Annotated in this window: 14 protein-coding genes; 4 read left to right on the top strand and 10 right to left on the bottom strand. The window is 44.5% G+C overall.

Annotated elements, in window-relative coordinates:
• Nucleotides 1-97 precede the first annotated feature (97 nt).
• Genes ACXAFJ_RS07845 through ACXAFJ_RS07830 form a run of 4 tightly spaced genes read right to left on the bottom strand, consistent with a single transcriptional unit; the run spans nucleotide 98 to nucleotide 4,460 of the window.
• Entirely contained in the window at nucleotides 98-1,318 is a 1,221-nt protein-coding gene (locus ACXAFJ_RS07845) for an MFS transporter (protein ID WP_475322597.1), read from the bottom strand.
• On the bottom strand, nucleotides 1,315-2,139 hold the full coding sequence (locus ACXAFJ_RS07840) for a Rossmann-like domain-containing protein (RefSeq protein ID WP_475322595.1): 825 nt from the start codon (nucleotides 2,137-2,139) through the stop codon (nucleotides 1,315-1,317). The genes ACXAFJ_RS07845 and ACXAFJ_RS07840 overlap by 4 nt, the downstream gene beginning before the upstream one ends.
• Nucleotides 2,136-3,392: an ATP-grasp domain-containing protein gene (locus ACXAFJ_RS07835; RefSeq protein ID WP_475322594.1), complete on the bottom strand. Its 1,257-nt coding sequence runs from the start codon at nucleotides 3,390-3,392 to the stop codon at nucleotides 2,136-2,138. Before ACXAFJ_RS07835 ends, ACXAFJ_RS07840 begins: the two co-directional genes overlap by 4 nt.
• 12 nt (nucleotides 3,393-3,404) lie before the next feature.
• A complete protein-coding gene (locus ACXAFJ_RS07830; RefSeq protein ID WP_475322593.1) occupies nucleotides 3,405-4,460 on the bottom strand; it encodes a pyridoxal-phosphate dependent enzyme in 1,056 nt (351 codons plus the stop codon).
• Nucleotides 4,461-4,915: 455 nt separating this feature from the next.
• On the opposite strand from ACXAFJ_RS07830, the gene ACXAFJ_RS07825 reads away from it, so the two are divergent.
• Both ACXAFJ_RS07825 and fabA read left to right on the top strand, forming a co-directional pair.
• Complete coding sequence (locus tag ACXAFJ_RS07825; RefSeq protein ID WP_475322591.1) at nucleotides 4,916-5,719, top strand: DUF6597 domain-containing transcriptional factor; 804 nt, start codon at nucleotides 4,916-4,918, stop codon at nucleotides 5,717-5,719.
• Between the two features lie 120 nt (nucleotides 5,720-5,839).
• Nucleotides 5,840-6,331: a bifunctional 3-hydroxydecanoyl-ACP dehydratase/trans-2-decenoyl-ACP isomerase gene (gene fabA / locus ACXAFJ_RS07820; protein WP_475322590.1), complete on the top strand. Its 492-nt coding sequence runs from the start codon at nucleotides 5,840-5,842 to the stop codon at nucleotides 6,329-6,331.
• A gap of 5 nt (nucleotides 6,332-6,336) precedes the next feature.
• Here fabA and ACXAFJ_RS07815 read toward each other — a convergent pair whose 3' ends face one another.
• Nucleotides 6,337-6,765 (bottom strand): DUF1801 domain-containing protein, encoded by a 429-nt coding sequence (locus tag ACXAFJ_RS07815; protein ID WP_475322589.1) that lies wholly within the window; start codon nucleotides 6,763-6,765, stop codon nucleotides 6,337-6,339.
• A 168-nt stretch (nucleotides 6,766-6,933) separates the two neighbouring features.
• Here ACXAFJ_RS07815 and ACXAFJ_RS07810 point away from each other — a divergent pair, with 168 nt between their 5' ends.
• Nucleotides 6,934-7,881, top strand: a complete 948-nt coding sequence (locus ACXAFJ_RS07810) for a glutathione S-transferase family protein (RefSeq protein WP_475322587.1) — start codon at nucleotides 6,934-6,936, stop codon at nucleotides 7,879-7,881.
• Here ACXAFJ_RS07810 and ACXAFJ_RS07805 read toward each other — a convergent pair.
• The 3 genes from ACXAFJ_RS07805 to ACXAFJ_RS07795 all read right to left on the bottom strand — a co-directional run bounded on the left by ACXAFJ_RS07805 (nucleotide 7,870) and on the right by ACXAFJ_RS07795 (nucleotide 12,562).
• A complete protein-coding gene (locus ACXAFJ_RS07805; RefSeq protein ID WP_475322586.1) occupies nucleotides 7,870-8,874 on the bottom strand; it encodes a GGDEF domain-containing protein in 1,005 nt (334 codons plus the stop codon). The genes ACXAFJ_RS07810 and ACXAFJ_RS07805 overlap by 12 nt on opposite strands.
• Nucleotides 8,875-9,109: 235 nt before the next feature.
• Nucleotides 9,110-11,254 carry a phosphate acetyltransferase gene (gene pta, locus ACXAFJ_RS07800; protein WP_475322585.1) on the bottom strand — a complete coding sequence of 715 codons (2,145 nt, stop codon included), beginning with the start codon at nucleotides 11,252-11,254 and terminating at the stop codon, nucleotides 9,110-9,112.
• Between the two features lie 111 nt (nucleotides 11,255-11,365).
• The gene (locus ACXAFJ_RS07795; protein ID WP_475322583.1) at nucleotides 11,366-12,562 is read right to left on the bottom strand and encodes an acetate kinase; all 1,197 of its coding nucleotides are present in this window, start codon (nucleotides 12,560-12,562) and stop codon (nucleotides 11,366-11,368) included.
• 372 nt (nucleotides 12,563-12,934) lie between these two features.
• On the opposite strand from ACXAFJ_RS07795, the gene yfbV reads away from it, so the two are divergent.
• Nucleotides 12,935-13,387 carry a terminus macrodomain insulation protein YfbV gene (yfbV, locus tag ACXAFJ_RS07790; RefSeq protein ID WP_475322582.1) on the top strand — a complete coding sequence of 151 codons (453 nt, stop codon included), beginning with the start codon at nucleotides 12,935-12,937 and terminating at the stop codon, nucleotides 13,385-13,387.
• 73 nt (nucleotides 13,388-13,460) lie between these two features.
• Here the strand turns inward: yfbV and ACXAFJ_RS07785 are convergent, their stop codons facing one another.
• Together ACXAFJ_RS07785 and ald are read right to left on the bottom strand one after the other, a co-directional pair.
• Nucleotides 13,461-14,243, bottom strand: coding sequence for a methyltransferase (locus tag ACXAFJ_RS07785; protein ID WP_475322580.1), 783 nt, complete (start codon nucleotides 14,241-14,243; stop codon nucleotides 13,461-13,463).
• Between the two features lie 340 nt (nucleotides 14,244-14,583).
• Complete coding sequence (ald, locus tag ACXAFJ_RS07780) at nucleotides 14,584-15,708, bottom strand: alanine dehydrogenase (protein ID WP_475322579.1); 1,125 nt, start codon at nucleotides 15,706-15,708, stop codon at nucleotides 14,584-14,586.
• Nucleotides 15,709-15,735 lie beyond the last annotated feature (27 nt).

Genomic DNA, 15,735 nt, shown 5'->3' with positions numbered 1-15,735 from the left:
TTGCTAGAGGTTGTTCAGTTTAGCAATGGGAGATGTAAGTTTCTTTGATCAGGGCACCGCAATGGGCACCCAAAAACCATAGCCTAGCTCTAGTCATCTAATTGACACGCTTGGTTCGAAATTTAGCACTTTGTTTATCTCGAAATAGCCGAATCATGCCCAAAGCGGAAACCAATCCTATTACAAAGAAACTAACCCAAGGTGTCCAACTTGGCACAACAGAGCCAGCTTTATCGATGTAAGTGATGTCAAATAGCCAACCACCCGCTACATTACCTAAGCCACCACCTATGGCCAGACTTAGCGCACTAATTCCCATTAGGCTTGCCGTTGCTTTGTTTTGGGTAAAGAGGGCGGTTAAGCTTTGTTGAGTGGGGCGAGTCAATATTGCGCCAATTGAAAATGTCGCCACTAACAGTAAAAACACTGAATAGCTTTGTTCAAGTAGCCCGATTGCCAAGCAGGACAGCGACATAACAAAAATGCCTAAGATAAGAATATCGGAGTCGTTAAGACGCTTTTGAAGCCACTTAACAAGAGAGTATTGGAGCGCGATCGTTAGGATCGAACTTATCGCAAACATAATCCCAACACTACGAATGTCATTGGTAAGCAGCTCTATGAAAAGTGGAAATGAAATATTAATTTGCATTGAAACAAACCAATAGCCTGTCATGAATACCAAAAATAGTAAAAATGGCTTTTCATTACTCAATACCAAACGTTCTTTCTGCTCTGCAGTTTTGCTTGGCTTTCCTATATCACGTGGAACTTGAAATATTGCGACGAGTAAATTCACTAAAAAACACAGACCGGCAATTAAACAAACGGTTTCAAAGCCAAACCCGATTAAGGTGGCGCCAAGCAATGGACCAAGTGTGGTGGCAACACCAACAACCCAATTGCTGACCAAATAGAACTGAGAGCGATCTTTTTCGCTGGTGAGATGAATGATTGCCGCTTGGTATGGCGTTTCAAACAATGCCCCTCCAACGGCGGCTAGAATAAGCCCAGCAAATAATTGCCAAGGTTCATGCGCTACCGCTAGGTAGATAAAACCTAGCGCTCGTACTAATAAGCCAAGTAGGATTAGCGGCCGCATGCCTACCTTATCAGCAAGAAACCCGCTTACCACACTTAAACCCTGTTGAGTAAATTGCCGAACCGCAAGGGCAGTGCCCACTAGTGTCGCGGCCATACCTAAGTTAGAGACATAGTGGACTGACACCAAGGGCATCAGCATAGTAAACCCAAGCACCATGAAAAAGGTGTACACCAGTAACGCAATCAAAGTGGGGTTTAATCTATGTTTTGTCACGTGCGGTTACCAATACATTGAAAAATAGGCGTTTCGTCAGCACTAAATTGAGAAAATGGAAATGTCTCGACCAATAGATTTTCCACACCTTTACTAAAAAAGAAGCGCGCAATATTTGCTCCTGTTTGTGCGTAGATGGTGAGTTTTTTGCCAGTTGTCTGTGACCAGTTTAACAGGTGGTCGAAACTACCATTAGAGAGCGTCATACCGGTTGCAATAATCTGGTCAGCGTTGTTTAACAATTCAGTCATATCCTTGGTGACGTGCAGCCCCGTAGAGGTTTTTTGCATATTGAAATCGCAAGGCAGACATTGAGCGCCTTTATTTTCAATCGCTTCCACTAGCGGGTTTACAACCCCTATCAAACCAACTTTCTCTTTTTCTTTGCAATCCAACATTTCAACAATACTTTGATCTCGAACGATGGCGCGTTCTATTGGGGTACCTTTTGGTAAGGTTACTTTGTTTGCATATTCGAACGAATCTATAGAGGCAACAAAACCTAGATAAGCATCGAGTGCGGCAACACGAATAACTAATGACTCATGTTGAAGCAATTGACTAATACTTGAGCCGGATAGTTGAGCGACCTCGCTGCGTTCGACTTGCTCGGGCTCAATACAACACGCACCAAAACTGGCACCAACACGAAAGACAATATAACGGTTGAAGTATCGATGTGTTGTATTGGGAAACTGTGTCGTTTGAACAATATCAAAAGCACCCGTCGCGGTAATTTCCTTTGGAGAAGGTCCCAATTCTCCCTTTAAAGCAGACTCTAGTACTTGGTTTACTGATGAAAAAGATTTAGATGTGCTCATGCTGACACCTCAAACTGTAACGTTGCCGAAAGCTGTTCGGCGAGTTGCCGGGCATTTTTGCCTTTCGAATCTTTCGTTATCAAATGGCCCAGATAGGTAGCATTATCGATGGCAGGTTCAATATGTCTGCCAATCAGGTTCTGATACTGTACTCGATGAACGTCTGGGTGGCTCTCCAACTGCTCGAGTCCTTGGATTGCCGTAATTTGGCCCGTTTTTTCGGGTACGGTGAAGTAAACGGCCGCGCTTTGATAGTTAGTATTGTGTTTGGTTGTATCGGGCTTGATGTTCAAGGCTAACTCTATATGGGCTTTTAACACGTCAAAGTTGGTGACGATTTCCATGAGTTCGGCGATATAGTTGCCACCGGGCCTAGAGTTTATTTCAACTATTCTCGGACCTCTATCGGTTACCTTGACCTCTGTATGAGATAAGCCGTGATCATGGCCAACCGCCACTAAGGTGTCGCGCACTAGTTGGCAGATTTCATGTTCTAGTTCTGAGGGGATATCAGCGGGGAACATGTGGCCGTTTTCGATAAAGTAAGGATGACCAGTCAGGCTTTTGTCAGTAACACCGAGGATATGAGTCTCTCCATTGAAAGTACAGGCTTCAACACTGAATTCAGGACCTTCCATGTATTCTTCTAACAACCAGAGTTTCTCGCGAGGCTGGTTGCGGAAGTTGACCTCCATCTTGTCATTTTCATCAAAGGCGAGTCGCAACTCATTTTCGTTATGCACTAGTTTAACTAAGGCACTGGACGCTAAATCGGAAGGTTTAATGACTAATGGGTAACCTAGATCTTTCGCACCGAGTTGTACTTCCTCCCAGTTTCGACATGCATGGTAACGGCAGTTTGCTATTCCAGCATTGTCGATCAGTTCTCGAACTTTATGTTTTCTTCGGATATCTGAAATTTTACAGGAAAAAGCTTGTGGTAAGTTTAAGGCACTCGCTACCGCGCTAATGGCATCTACGTAGTAGTCGCAAACAGTAAGGATTCCGTCGAACTTTAGGGTTTTATGATGCTCTTGTAGAAATGGAATGATTAGCAGCGGGTCATTTGTTTCGCAGACGAGTACTTTTTCCGCGAGGTCTAGAACTGGGTGTGAACCATTTAGACTTGGATCGAGGTAGTGATCAGGATTGCGTGTGACGAAGGTAAACGTATGCCCCAGCTCTTTAATTTTTTTAGGTAAAAGTATGCCTGTGCCAAATACCCAGTTTTCCATAACAAGTAAATGTGCCATGTGTATTTTGTCCTATGCGATGTGTTTCTTTCGATTATTTTTGAATGTGGTTGGTTTGAACTCTTGTTCAAGTTGCTGCCAAGAAATCTTGCTCCAAGGCATCGCCAGTTCAGATAACTGAGCGAGATCTTTTGGAACAAGTGTGTCTATGGGTTCTGCTAACTCTGGCCGCTTAAATACCGCATCTAGATAGCGGTGCCCTGTGTCTGGAGCGATAAATAGAATCGGATTTTTGTCTCCTGAACGGCGCAGCCAATTTGAGACTAAGTATCCAGCTCCAGAAGACAATCCAGCAAACAAGGCATGAGTTTTCATAAGGGCGATACTGCCACTTAAGCAAGTTTGAAAACTCATCCAGTGAATATCTTGATAGATAGAGTGAGAGACGTTGTTGAATGGTATTGCACTGCCAATTCCTGCAATAACTGCTTCGGGGTCATCAATGAATTCACCGCCAAAGGTTACGCTTCCAAATGGTTGAACGCCTTGTACGTTGAGCTTAATACCACTCGCACGCAAAAAATGGCTAGTGCCTCCAGTTGAACATCCAGTGCCTACACCACCAATTAGGGTCATTGGCATGTTTTTGGATAACTTCAATGCGCTAATAATTCGGTCAGAGAATCTTTTGTAGCCCAAGTAATGGATATCATCATGGTATTGCTGCATCCAATGGAGTCGCGGATTTTCTTTCTGAAGTTCTAGAATTCTTTTCACTCGAAATTCCTGATCGAGTTTTAATGATTGACCAGCTGGTGCGGGCTCGTACGTTGCCCCGAGTAGTGACAACTGCGCTTTAAAGCTGTCGTCAACCGTTTTGGAGGCAATGATGTGACATTTTAGTCCATAGCGGTGACACGATAGCGCCAGCGCATGGGCGTAGATTCCACTTGAACTATCGACAACCGTATCTCCCGGCTGGATTTTTCCTTGTTTCAAAAGATATTCGAGGGCAAATAAGGTAGAGTAAATCTTCATACATTCGAATTTGGCAACATAGACGTTGTCGCCTAAATCAACAATGAATGGGTGTTGAATGGCTTCGGTAATGTGATTGACGGTGTTCATAGTCTAACCGGGTGTTATTTGTTGTTAATGATAATTAATATCATTTGATACATTATAACAATTGATTTTTTGCCGGTGTCTCAAATTAGAGATGTGGCCCCCATATAACGGCTTAGCTAGTGATTAAATTGAAAGTTCTTAAGCCTTACTAGTTTCTGTCTGAACAGCGAAGCATTGTCCTTCAAGTTTCAGTCGATCAAATAAGTGCGACTTTAGCGAACTGGTTTGGAGCCAACGAATTAGAGACCATTTTTCCGATTCTAGGGGATTTTAAGGTAGAAAACTTAGGTTTCGTGAGTTAATACGTAATATTAACAACAGGTTGCGCGCTGAACAGTTCACCGTCGATTAAGATGCCGTTACTCATCACTAAATCTTTGATAAGGTGCTTAGGTACTTTTAATAGCAGGCTGTTCTTATTAAAAACATTTGCTCAATGTGGCGCAGAGGCGGGGATGTATCAACCGACATTGTCAGAAAAAATGCTGAAAAAGCTTGGGTTACTTGTTGAACACCGTAGGCCACACTTTAAGTTATCGCATTTAGTGCACTCGTATATTCGAGTCAGAGTATCAAAACCTTGCGCGTATCCTGTACTACCTGACGGTTCCAACGCCATTTTTATCACTCCCTCTCATTCTTTTGTTTCAACGTCGGTTAGCCAAGTCATTCCGCTGTATTTTCAAAATGCAGGAATTTATTACGGAACTCGTTTTCAACCGGGCGCATTTAGCCAGTTTACGACTCATGGCCTGAGTTCGACGAAAGGCCTGACTACTCCTTCTGAAGCGTTCTTTGGAGAGTCGGAGAATCGGTTACGAGATTCGCTGTATTCGGTCATAGATATCGGTTCGGAGAGTAATACTCACTTTGACCATTATTTGGAGCGTTGGCTAGTGCAACATTTTAAGAGAGATCATAGTAGCCCATTTAACAAACTGATTCGCTCAGTTAGTAATTTTGAACAGTCTTTTGAACCTTCAGAGCAAGAAGGAAAAAGACAATTGAGTGCGCTTGGCCGTCAAATTATTAGCCACCAAATTACCAAACGCATTAATGGTGACTTTAAAAAAAATCTTGGCTGTAGTGTTAGTCAGTTTGTTAAAAGTAAACGGTTTTATTTAAGCTGCTGCGAACGAATAAGCAATCAAGTATCCCTAACTTCAATTGCTTACAACTATGGCTACAGCGATCAATCACACATGATTCGCGACCACAAACAACGCGGTTTTTCAGCCATCCAAGACGTATTCGGATAAGTGCCCAGAGCTTGGATGTTTAAATATTAACCAAAAATGGTCGATTTTATTCTATTGCCTCACCTTCTCTAGGTTCAATATCTCTCATCAGCAATTGGTTCACGATGATTAGGAGATTCAATGAACTTTAGTTCAACTCAGATACAGCAACTTACCAAAGGTGACTTTTTTGGTGTGGGTAATGCTCAATTACCCAGTGATCAAATGTTGATGATTGACGAAATAGAAACACTCAGTTTTGAAGGAGGCAAATACGACCGAGGTTATCTAGAAGCTCGCTTTGCAATAAATCCCCACCAATGGTTTTTTGCTTGCCATTTTGAAGGGGATCCAGTGATGCCGGGCTGCTTAGGTTTAGATGCATTATGGCAGTTGGCAGGGGTGTTTCTAGGTGCAAAAGGTTTACCTGGGAAAGGACGAGCTTTGGGGGTAGGCAAAGTCACGTTTCGTGGGCAAATCTATCCGTCGACTCGTGAAATCCGATATCGTCTTGATATCAAACGAGTGATTGCCAAGCCATTAGCCATGGTTATCGCTGATGGACTAGTGATTGATTCTGATACACCGATCTACTCAGCGGAAAACCTAAAAGTCGGCTTACTTAATCCATAGGGTGGCTAAAGCGGATGGTCAGTTTGGAAGGCGCCAAGAAGCGGTAGGTGTTTCCTTTTTTTGTAGGTTAGAGCGATTAACAAACAGTGTCGTAGCACCTCCCTGTCCCAGTTTTTCTCTAACGGCAAAACCATTGCGCGATTGCCTTCGAACTGAAATTCGTCGGAGTATATTTCTCGAAATGTTTCGACGAGTTTGGTTTGGCAGTGAAAATAAAGACGAATAGTGTCTGGCGATTTTTCCTTCCAGTCGAATCGGAACGGACTACCGCCAGCGACGGCTGCTGAGGGTTCTCCCCATTTTAATGAATAATTGAGTTCTTTTAGCTTATGTTCTTTGACCAAGGACTCAATCTCAACTATTAACTCAAACAGAGCTGTCTGTGCTTGTGTTGGGTAGCTATGTATTCTTTTATTTATTTCCGTTTTATCCAAGGTGAATTCCTTTTTCTATAGCCCATCAACTTGCCATTACTCGTCCAGCAAGTGTTCAAAAATCTTGAACAAGATTACCAGCCGCTTTGACTTCATATTCTTAGGACGGTTTCTATAATACATGGAAATCAAGAGGATCAAATTAACACGAGTGGGTAGGAGAAGGTTATGGGTAAGTTAGTTGAGGGTGTGTGGCATGATGTGTGGTATGACACTAAAGCGAGCGGCGGAAAATTCGTTCGTGAAGATGCGGGGTTTCGAAACTGGGTGGAAGATAAGCCTGACGCCCAATTTCAACCAGAGTCGGGCCGTTACCATTTATACGTCTCGTTAGCTTGCCCGTGGGCTCATAGAACTCTGATCTTCCGGGAGTTGAAAGGCTTAGTTCCTCATATCGATGTTAGTGTGGTAAGCCCAGATATGTTGAGTGAAGGTTGGGTGTTTGCAACGCCAGAACCTTTGTTTGGTCACACCCACATGCATCAAATTTACACCCAGTCTAAATCAGACTATACAGGCAGAGTAACGGTTCCAGTCCTGTGGGATAAGAAGACCAATCAAATCGTGAGTAACGAATCGTCTGAAATCATTCGAATGTTCAATTCCGCATTTAACTCTTTGACGGGTAATACACAAGACTACTATCCAGATTCGATTCGGACTGAAATCGACCATTGGAACGATTATATCTATCCGAATATTAACAATGGGGTGTATAGATGTGGATTTGCGACTACTCAAGAAGCGTATGAAGAAGCGTTTGATGGTTTGTTTATGGCTTTAGATAAAGTCGATGAGCATTTGGCAACTCACCGATACTTAGCTGGAAATCAAATAACGGAAGCTGATTGGCGATTGTTCACGACGCTAATTCGCTTTGATGCGGTCTACGTGGGCCACTTTAAGTGTAATAAACAGCGAATTTCGGACTACAAGCACATTCAAGGATATGTCAAAGAACTATTCCAAGTAGGCGGCGTTAAAGAGACAACCGATTTTTATCACATTAAGCGTCATTACTACTTTAGCCATAGCGGCATCAACCCAACGCAGGTTGTGCCGAAAGGTCCTACGTTAGATTTGGAAAGCGCTCACGGACGCGAATCACTTTCTTAGTCCAGATATCGTTGCAGCTTGATTGCGCCCTTGTGACTTAGCGATATACAGGGCGCGGTCGCTCAATCTCAACGCCTCATCGATGTCAGTAAGCAAGCTGGGGATACAACGAGCAGTACCCACGCTTACTGAAACACTGACATGTTCACTGCTGCTTTTAAAAGGGTAGCTGGCTACTCGCCCAACAATTCGATTTGCCAATTCAAGGTGGTCATCTGTCTCGTCATTCGGCAGCATAGCAAAAAGTTCATCGCCACCAATTCGGTAAACGTGTTGCGCTCCCAATAAATCCTGCATTTGCTTGACTACTACCACCAGAACCTTGTCACCAAATCCGTGTCCGTACGAATCATTGAGAGTTTTAAAGTGGTCGATATCAACATGAAACAATTTGACTTGGTTTCTTTGTCGTGAAAAAGCGTCAAAATCGCTTTTTAAGGCCAATCTATTTTTGGCAAGAGTCAGAGGATCTTCATGTGCGGCTTGATGTAAACGTCGGTGCATCTTGCGTCTTTGGTCATCATGAAACCCAATTAACATCCAGACACTTAGGTAAAACAGCGATGAGTTCAGTAAATCAAACGAGTGAAAAATTTGCTGGCTATTGATCAGTGCGGCGAGCATCACTAGGTAAGTTACACCAGAGGCGCCGTTGGCAATTTTGCGTTGCAGAAAGGTGTGATAAACCGCAGGTAAGCAATACAGCCAAATAAAGGTGCCAAAGCTGTCTGGATAGACAAACAAACAAGAAATGACAATCAATGCCACCCATGCCACATAAACCCATAGCTCGAAGCGGGTGACGAAGCGGTATTGGGTAGTTTTAAACAGGTGCCAAGAAAACCAAGAGAATCCGATCTCAATGGCAAACAAGACCAAACTGCCATAAAACACATTTATGACGGCAAACACAAAGGTGACGGTACCAAATGTCAAGCACGTACGTTTGAGCACCTCAGTGTGCAATCGCTGAGTTTCAAATCGAATATCCACACAACTCCCTGATATTCATTTGTCATTTCTGTCTGAAAACGTTGATAACCACAATCGTTTTATTTCAGTGTTTAGCGCCGTTGAAACGAAAAAATCCATTTATTTCGTATGGTATTCAAACACTTGTCTGAAATTTCGGTAGCGCATAGCTCAATCTAGCACTTTGGTTTGAATAAGATACAAAAAAGCCCTCAATATGAGGGCTCAATCAGACTATTGTCAGAAGACAAAGGTTTTATTGTGCGTCTTGTCCTGCTTGGATTGCAGTCAGTGCAATTGTGTAGACAATATCGTCAACCAATGCGCCGCGAGACAAGTCGTTTACTGGCTTTCTCATGCCTTGCAGCATTGGACCAATTGAAACCAGATCAGCAGACCGTTGCACCGCTTTGTAGGTGGTGTTACCAGTATTGAGATCAGGGAAAACAAATACTGTTGCCTTACCTGCAACCGGAGAATTCGGTGCTTTAGACTTAGCGACGTTTTCCATAATCGCGGCATCGTATTGAAGAGGACCGTCGATAATCAGGTCTGGACGTTTCTCTTGCGCTAAACGCGTCGCTTCTCTCACTTTCTCCACATCTGCACCAGCGCCAGAGGTACCGGTTGAGTATGAAATCATCGCCACGCGAGGTTCAATACCAAAGGCCGTTGCAGAATCTGCAGATTGGATAGCGATTTCCGCTAACTGCTCCGCATTAGGATCTGGGTTGATGGCACAGTCACCGTAAACTAATACTTGATCAGGCAGTAACATGAAGAAGATTGAAGAAACAATCGATGCACTTGGTGCTGTTTTAATGATTTGCAGAGGTGGACGAATAGTGTTCGCAGTTGTGTGAACTGCACCAGACACTAGGCCGTCAACTTCATTGCGCTCTAGCATCATAGTACCCAGTACTACGGTGTCTTCTAGCTGCTCACGAGCGACAACTTCCGTCATGCCTTTGTTCTTACGAAGGTCAACCAAGCGTGAAACATAGCGCTCTTTCACATCCGCTGGATCGATAATCTCGATACCAACACCCAAGGTTACACCTTGCTGCTCTGCAACGCGTTTGATCTCTGCTGGGTTACCAAGTAGTACACAGGTCGCAATCCCGCGCTCAGCACAGATAGCGGCCGCTTTAACGGTACGCGGCTCATCACCTTCTGGTAAAACAATTCGCTTGCTAGCAGCACGCGCAAGTTCAGTTAACTGGTAACGGAACGCTGGTGGGCTCAAACGACGGCTCACTTTATTGCCTTCCGTCAGAGAGTTCACCCAAGTACCGTCAATATGGCTAGCGACGTGCTCGTTGATGTATTCGATACGCTCTTTGTCATCCGCTGGTACTTCTAGGCTAAAGCTTTGCAGGTTCAAAGACGTTTGCCAGGTATTGCCTTGCGCTTTGAAAATCGGCAGGCCGGTTTCAAATGCTGGCTTACATAGATTTTCAATTTCTTTCGGGATGTCGTAGCCACCCGTTAGCAAAATTGCACCAATCTCGACACCATTCATTGCCGCGAGTGAAGCCGCGACAATTACGTCAGGACGGTCAGCAGAAGTTACCAGCAGTGAACCTGGCTTAAAGTGCTCAATCATGTGTGGCAGTGAACGGGCACAGAAGGTGATGCTGCGAATACGACGAGTATCAATATCACCGGCATTAACCACTTCTGCATTCAAGTGCTTCGCCATATCGGTAGCACGAGTTGCGATAAGATCGATGCTCCAAGGCACGCAACCCAATACGCGAATAGGGCTGGAGTTGAAGATTTGCATCACTTCCAGCTGGTTTTGCTGCGCACTGTCCGCGTCATCAAAAATTTCAGATAGGTCAGGTCGTGTGCGGCCTGCTTCATCTACTGGTGCGTTCAACTTGTTGATGATAACACCTGAGATGTTTTTGTTTTTGGTGCCGCCAAAGTTAGAACAAGCAACTTCAATACGTTCTTTTAGCTGAGACGGGTTGTCTGTACCAGGGGTAGCAACAAGCACAATCTCGGCACCTAGTGTGGTCGCGATTTCGGCGTTGACCTTATTCGCAAACGGGTGTTTGCGAGTTGGCACAAGACCCTCGATAAGGGTAACGTCTGCATCTTTGTTGATCTGGTTGTAACGCTCAACGATGATTTCAAGCAGCTCGTCCATGTTGTCGTTGCCGATCAAGCTGTCGGCGATTGACATGGTCAGCGGCTCACCAATACGGGTATCGCTATTCGTGCCCACGATGGTAGTGGTTAGATCAGGTTGGTCTTCACCGCTACGTGGCTGTGCAATTGGCTTGTAGAATGAAACCTTAACACCTTTGCGCTCCATAGCGCGAAGGACACCCATACTCACGCTGGTGAGACCAACACCGGCACTGGCAGGGATAAGCATGATAGTTCTAGACATAGAGTCTTAACCTCAGAAACTGGATGTATTCAGCAAAAACTTTGCTTAATTATCACTTGGGTAGAGTAATAATAAAGCAGGCTAACCAAAGTTAGCCTGCTTTTAATCAAATTATAGATTGGCTAGACGCGCAGTATCTTCTGCAATTACCAATTCTTCATTGGTTGAGATAACCATTGCCGGGATGCGGCTGTCTTCTGTGGTGATAACACCTTCGCCGCCAAAGCGCGCTTTTAGGTTGGCTTCACCATCCACTGTGATACCAAAGATACCTAGACGGTTTAGAACCAACTCGCGAATTGGTGCGCCGTTTTCACCGATACCACCGGTGAATACGATAGCGTCTAAGCGGCCATCAAGTGTTGCCGTGTAGCCTGCAATGTATTTGGCTAGGCGGTGGCACATCACGTCCATAGCGCGAGTTGCGGCATCTTCTTTACCGTAGTTGTCTTCAACGTAGCGACAATCTGGAGTGATCTCAGTTAGACCAGCTAAACCAGACTCTTTGGTCAGAAGGTTGTTAATCTCTTCAACAGAGTAGCCTAGAGAATCATGCAAATGGAAGATGATTGCAGGGTCGATGTCTCCTGAGCGAGTACCCATTACTAGACCTTCAAGAGGTGTTAAGCCCATAGAAGTATCAACTGACTGGCCATTTTTAATCGCACAAACTGATGCACCGTTGCCTAGGTGACAGTTAATGATGTTCACTTCGTCAGCCGGTTTGCCTAGACGCTCAGCGGCTTCGCGAGCAATAAATAGGTGTGAAGTACCGTGCATGCCGTAGCGACGGATGCCGTGCTCTTTGTACAAGTTGTACGGTAGCGCGTATAAGTAAGACTCTTCAGGCATAGTCTGGTGGAACGCCGTATCAAATACTGCAGCCATTGGAAGCGTTGGGAACGCTGCTTGAGCCGCTTTGATACCAATAATCGCTGCTGGGTTGTGCAGTGGCGCAAGTGCCGCGCAATCTTCGATACCTTTCAATACGGCTTCGTCGATTAGGGCAGAGCTCGTGAATTTTTCACCACCGTGAACAACACGGTGACCTACAGCTGCCAGCTTGTCTGCTAGTTCAGGTTTCGAAGCTAGGATGGTTTCTACGATAAACTGCAGTGCTTCGTTATGCGCTGCGCCATTGCCTAGTTGAGCTTCGTGTTTACCGTCAAGTTTCCACTTGATTCGAGCTTCAGGAAGGTGAAGGCACTCCGCAAGACCAGAAAGGTGTTCATCACCATTGTTGGCATCAACAATCGCGAATTTTAAAGAAGAGCTACCGCAGTTTAATACTAAAACTAGCTTGGACATGTGTACTACCCGTTGTTATCTGATTCACATCAGTAAGTATAAAAATGATTCACAAGAATGATGGATTCTTTTTCATTGCATCATTCTCGGTCAATAAACCGTATACATCCCTATAGGTTGTCGGTTTAAAAACAACCAGTGCAATCCTTGCGGTAGAGTTTCAAAGTTGCGGAAATTGTAAATAACAGCAACAATGAAATTGAAAGCGCGCAAAGGATAGCGATAATCGACAAATATAACAAAAAAATTTGAATTCATTTTAATTTTTGTCAATTTTTTACGCCAATTGTTGAATTCTTCAACTCGATTTTAGAGTTATAGTAATGTGAGTAGTGCCATAAATTGGTGTTTTGGAGAAAGTGAGACAGAGTTATGACAAATCGGACCGGTTTTTTGCACAGTCTTAAAGATGGCCAGAAGTACATTGATGTTTGGCCAATGAGGAAGGAACTCAATCCTCTTTTTCCTGAGCAACGAATTATAAAAGCGACTAAGTTTGGCATGAAGGTGATGCCAGCAATCGCTGCGATTAGCATTTTGACGCAAATGGCGTTTGATAATCATCAAGCATTACCGCAAGCGGCAGTCATGGCGATTTTTGCTTTGAGTCTTCCAGTGCAGGGTATGTGGTGGTTAGGCAACCGTGCAAACACCCAGCTACCTCCAGCGCTTGCAGGCTGGTATCGAGAAATTCACAATAAAATCACGGAAAGTGGCTTTGCTCTAGAACCTGCTAAAACTAAACCTAGATACAAAGAGCTGGCGTTCATTCTGAATAGAGCGTTTAGACAGCTCGACAAATCATCGTTAGAACGTTGGTTCTAAAAGAAAAGCGCCATGAGGCGCTTTTTAATACTTAACGATCGATATGGCTTGTTAAGTTATCAGCTAATGTAGGCTAGGCGACGTACTCAGCCAGCTTTGGCGTAATACCAAAATTGTTTTTTAACGTTTCATAGCTTTGATTCGCAGTATTCGAAACCTGCCCCGTTCTTCGCGCGCGCAACATAATGTTTTTTTCGGTGGAGCGCGCACTGACAAACTCAATCAGATGTGTCTGGTAGCCATTGGTTTCCAGAATCAAGCTGCGCATCGTATCCCCAATGTAAGCACAAAATTTCTGCTTAATCGCTTGGTGCTGGCTGACTCCAGGCATGACTCCGTTGGCGGAGAATGCTTTTATAATAGAGTGCTGGCAACAGGAGACCGACAAAACTCGTCGTGCTTTGTGTAAAATGGCGAATGATAACGTTTGGTCGGTCGCAAGGTCACACGCGTGCAGAGAATACACGACATCAACAGGATCTGACGGACAAAACGATTGCACTTCACCAGAGTGGAAGTTCATATTGACGATTTCAAGTTCTTTCACTCGTTGGCTGTGTTTGTTCATCAGGTCGATATTTTTGTCGATGCAAGTGATCACAACGGGTCTAGGAAAAATCTCGCTATATACGTATTGAATTGCGTAGCTTAGGTAGCAGTTACCCGCGCCACACTCATAAAGATACAGCGTCTTTTTGGTCGATAGCTTGTTGATTTCTGCGTGCAGAATTTCCAAGTAAGCAAGGATTTGTTCGACTTTTTTGTGTTTGTCCGCATTACTCTGGCTACTGGCGGTTAAGCCAACTGATGTAAGATAGCCGGTGATCTGGGTTTGTTGTCGTTTATTGATCAACATAATTGGTCTCTCAAAGTTGAGAGGTAGGCGAGGGAGGTTAACTAATCAGAGGGGACGATTGGAATGAGATCTAAGTGCCTGACTGACAATCAACATCCGCAACATTTCCTACCTAATAAAAAGGTATAGATAAAGGTGGTTACGGGGTATTTGATTGAATTTCAGTCTTTTCCAGTTTTGCCGCTTACTAAGCTTGTCACATCACCGGATGGCATTTCCTAATTTTGTAAAACGGCGCAATGGTATATCACTGGAGTAGGTGCCGTTTTGATTTCGCTCAAAACAAAACAGCCCGCATAAGCAGGCTGTTAAAAGTACATCTTTTAGAACCAGCGGGAAGTTAGTGCGCTGCATCCAATGCGATGATTGGGTCGACGTATTCTAGATTAAATGCTTCCGCCACTTCTCGACAGGTAACTTTACCTTCAATAACGTTTAAGCCTTCTAAGAAACCTTTGTCTTCACGCAGTGCTGCTTGGTAACCTTTGTTTGCTAGCTTCACAATGTATGGAAGTGTTGCATTGTTTAGTGCAAAGGTAGAGGTACGTGCAACAGCACCTGGCATATTGGCCACACAGTAGTGAACTACTTCATCAACAATGTAAGTTGGATCTGCGTGTGTCGTTGCTTTTGAGGTTTCAAAACAACCGCCTTGGTCAATTGCCACGTCGACAACGGCCGCGCCAGGCTTCATTTTAGCGATGTGCTCTTTAGTGACCAGTTTTGGAGCCGCAGCACCCGGGATAAGTACCGCACCGATCACAAGATCGGCTTCAAGAACGTGTTTTTCAATTGCATCTTCAGTTGAGTAGACAACTTTAGCACGACCTTGGAACTCTTCATCTAAACGACGTAGAGTGTCGATGTTACGGTCCAAAATCGTCACGTCAGCTCTTAGACCGACAGCCATACGTGCAGCATTGGCACCCACGACACCGCCACCCACGACAACAACTTTTGCAGGTTCAACACCAGGTACACCGCCTAGTAGCAAACCTCGCCCACCGTGAGATTTCTCTAAAGTTTGAGCACCAGCTTGGATAGACATGCGACCTGCTACCTCAGACATTGGTGCTAATAGTGGCAAGCGACCCATATTATCTGTTACAGTCTCGTAAGCTATGCAGACAGCTTTGCTCTTGATTAGGTCTTCAGTTTGTGGAAAATCTGGTGCTAGGTGCAAATACGTAAATAATATTTGCCCTTCGCGGAGCATAGCGCGCTCAACGGCTTGAGGTTCTTTAACCTTTACAATCATGTCTGCTTGCGCGAAAACGTCAGCAGCAGTAGGAAGAATGGATGCGCCTACGGTGATGTAATCATCATCAGAAAAACCGATGCCGGCACCCGCATTGGTTTCAACAACAACTTGGTGTCCTTGAGAGATGAGTTCACGTACGCTCGCCGGGATCATGCCGACGCGGTACTCATGGTTCTTAATTTCTTTAGGTACGCCAATGATCATCCTGAATCCTCTTTATATTATGGTTGT

The organism is Vibrio sp. ABH4_348 (assembly GCF_056159765.1).
The sequence above is the reverse complement of the archived record's forward strand: the minus strand, read 5'-3'. Positions and strand labels throughout refer to the sequence as shown.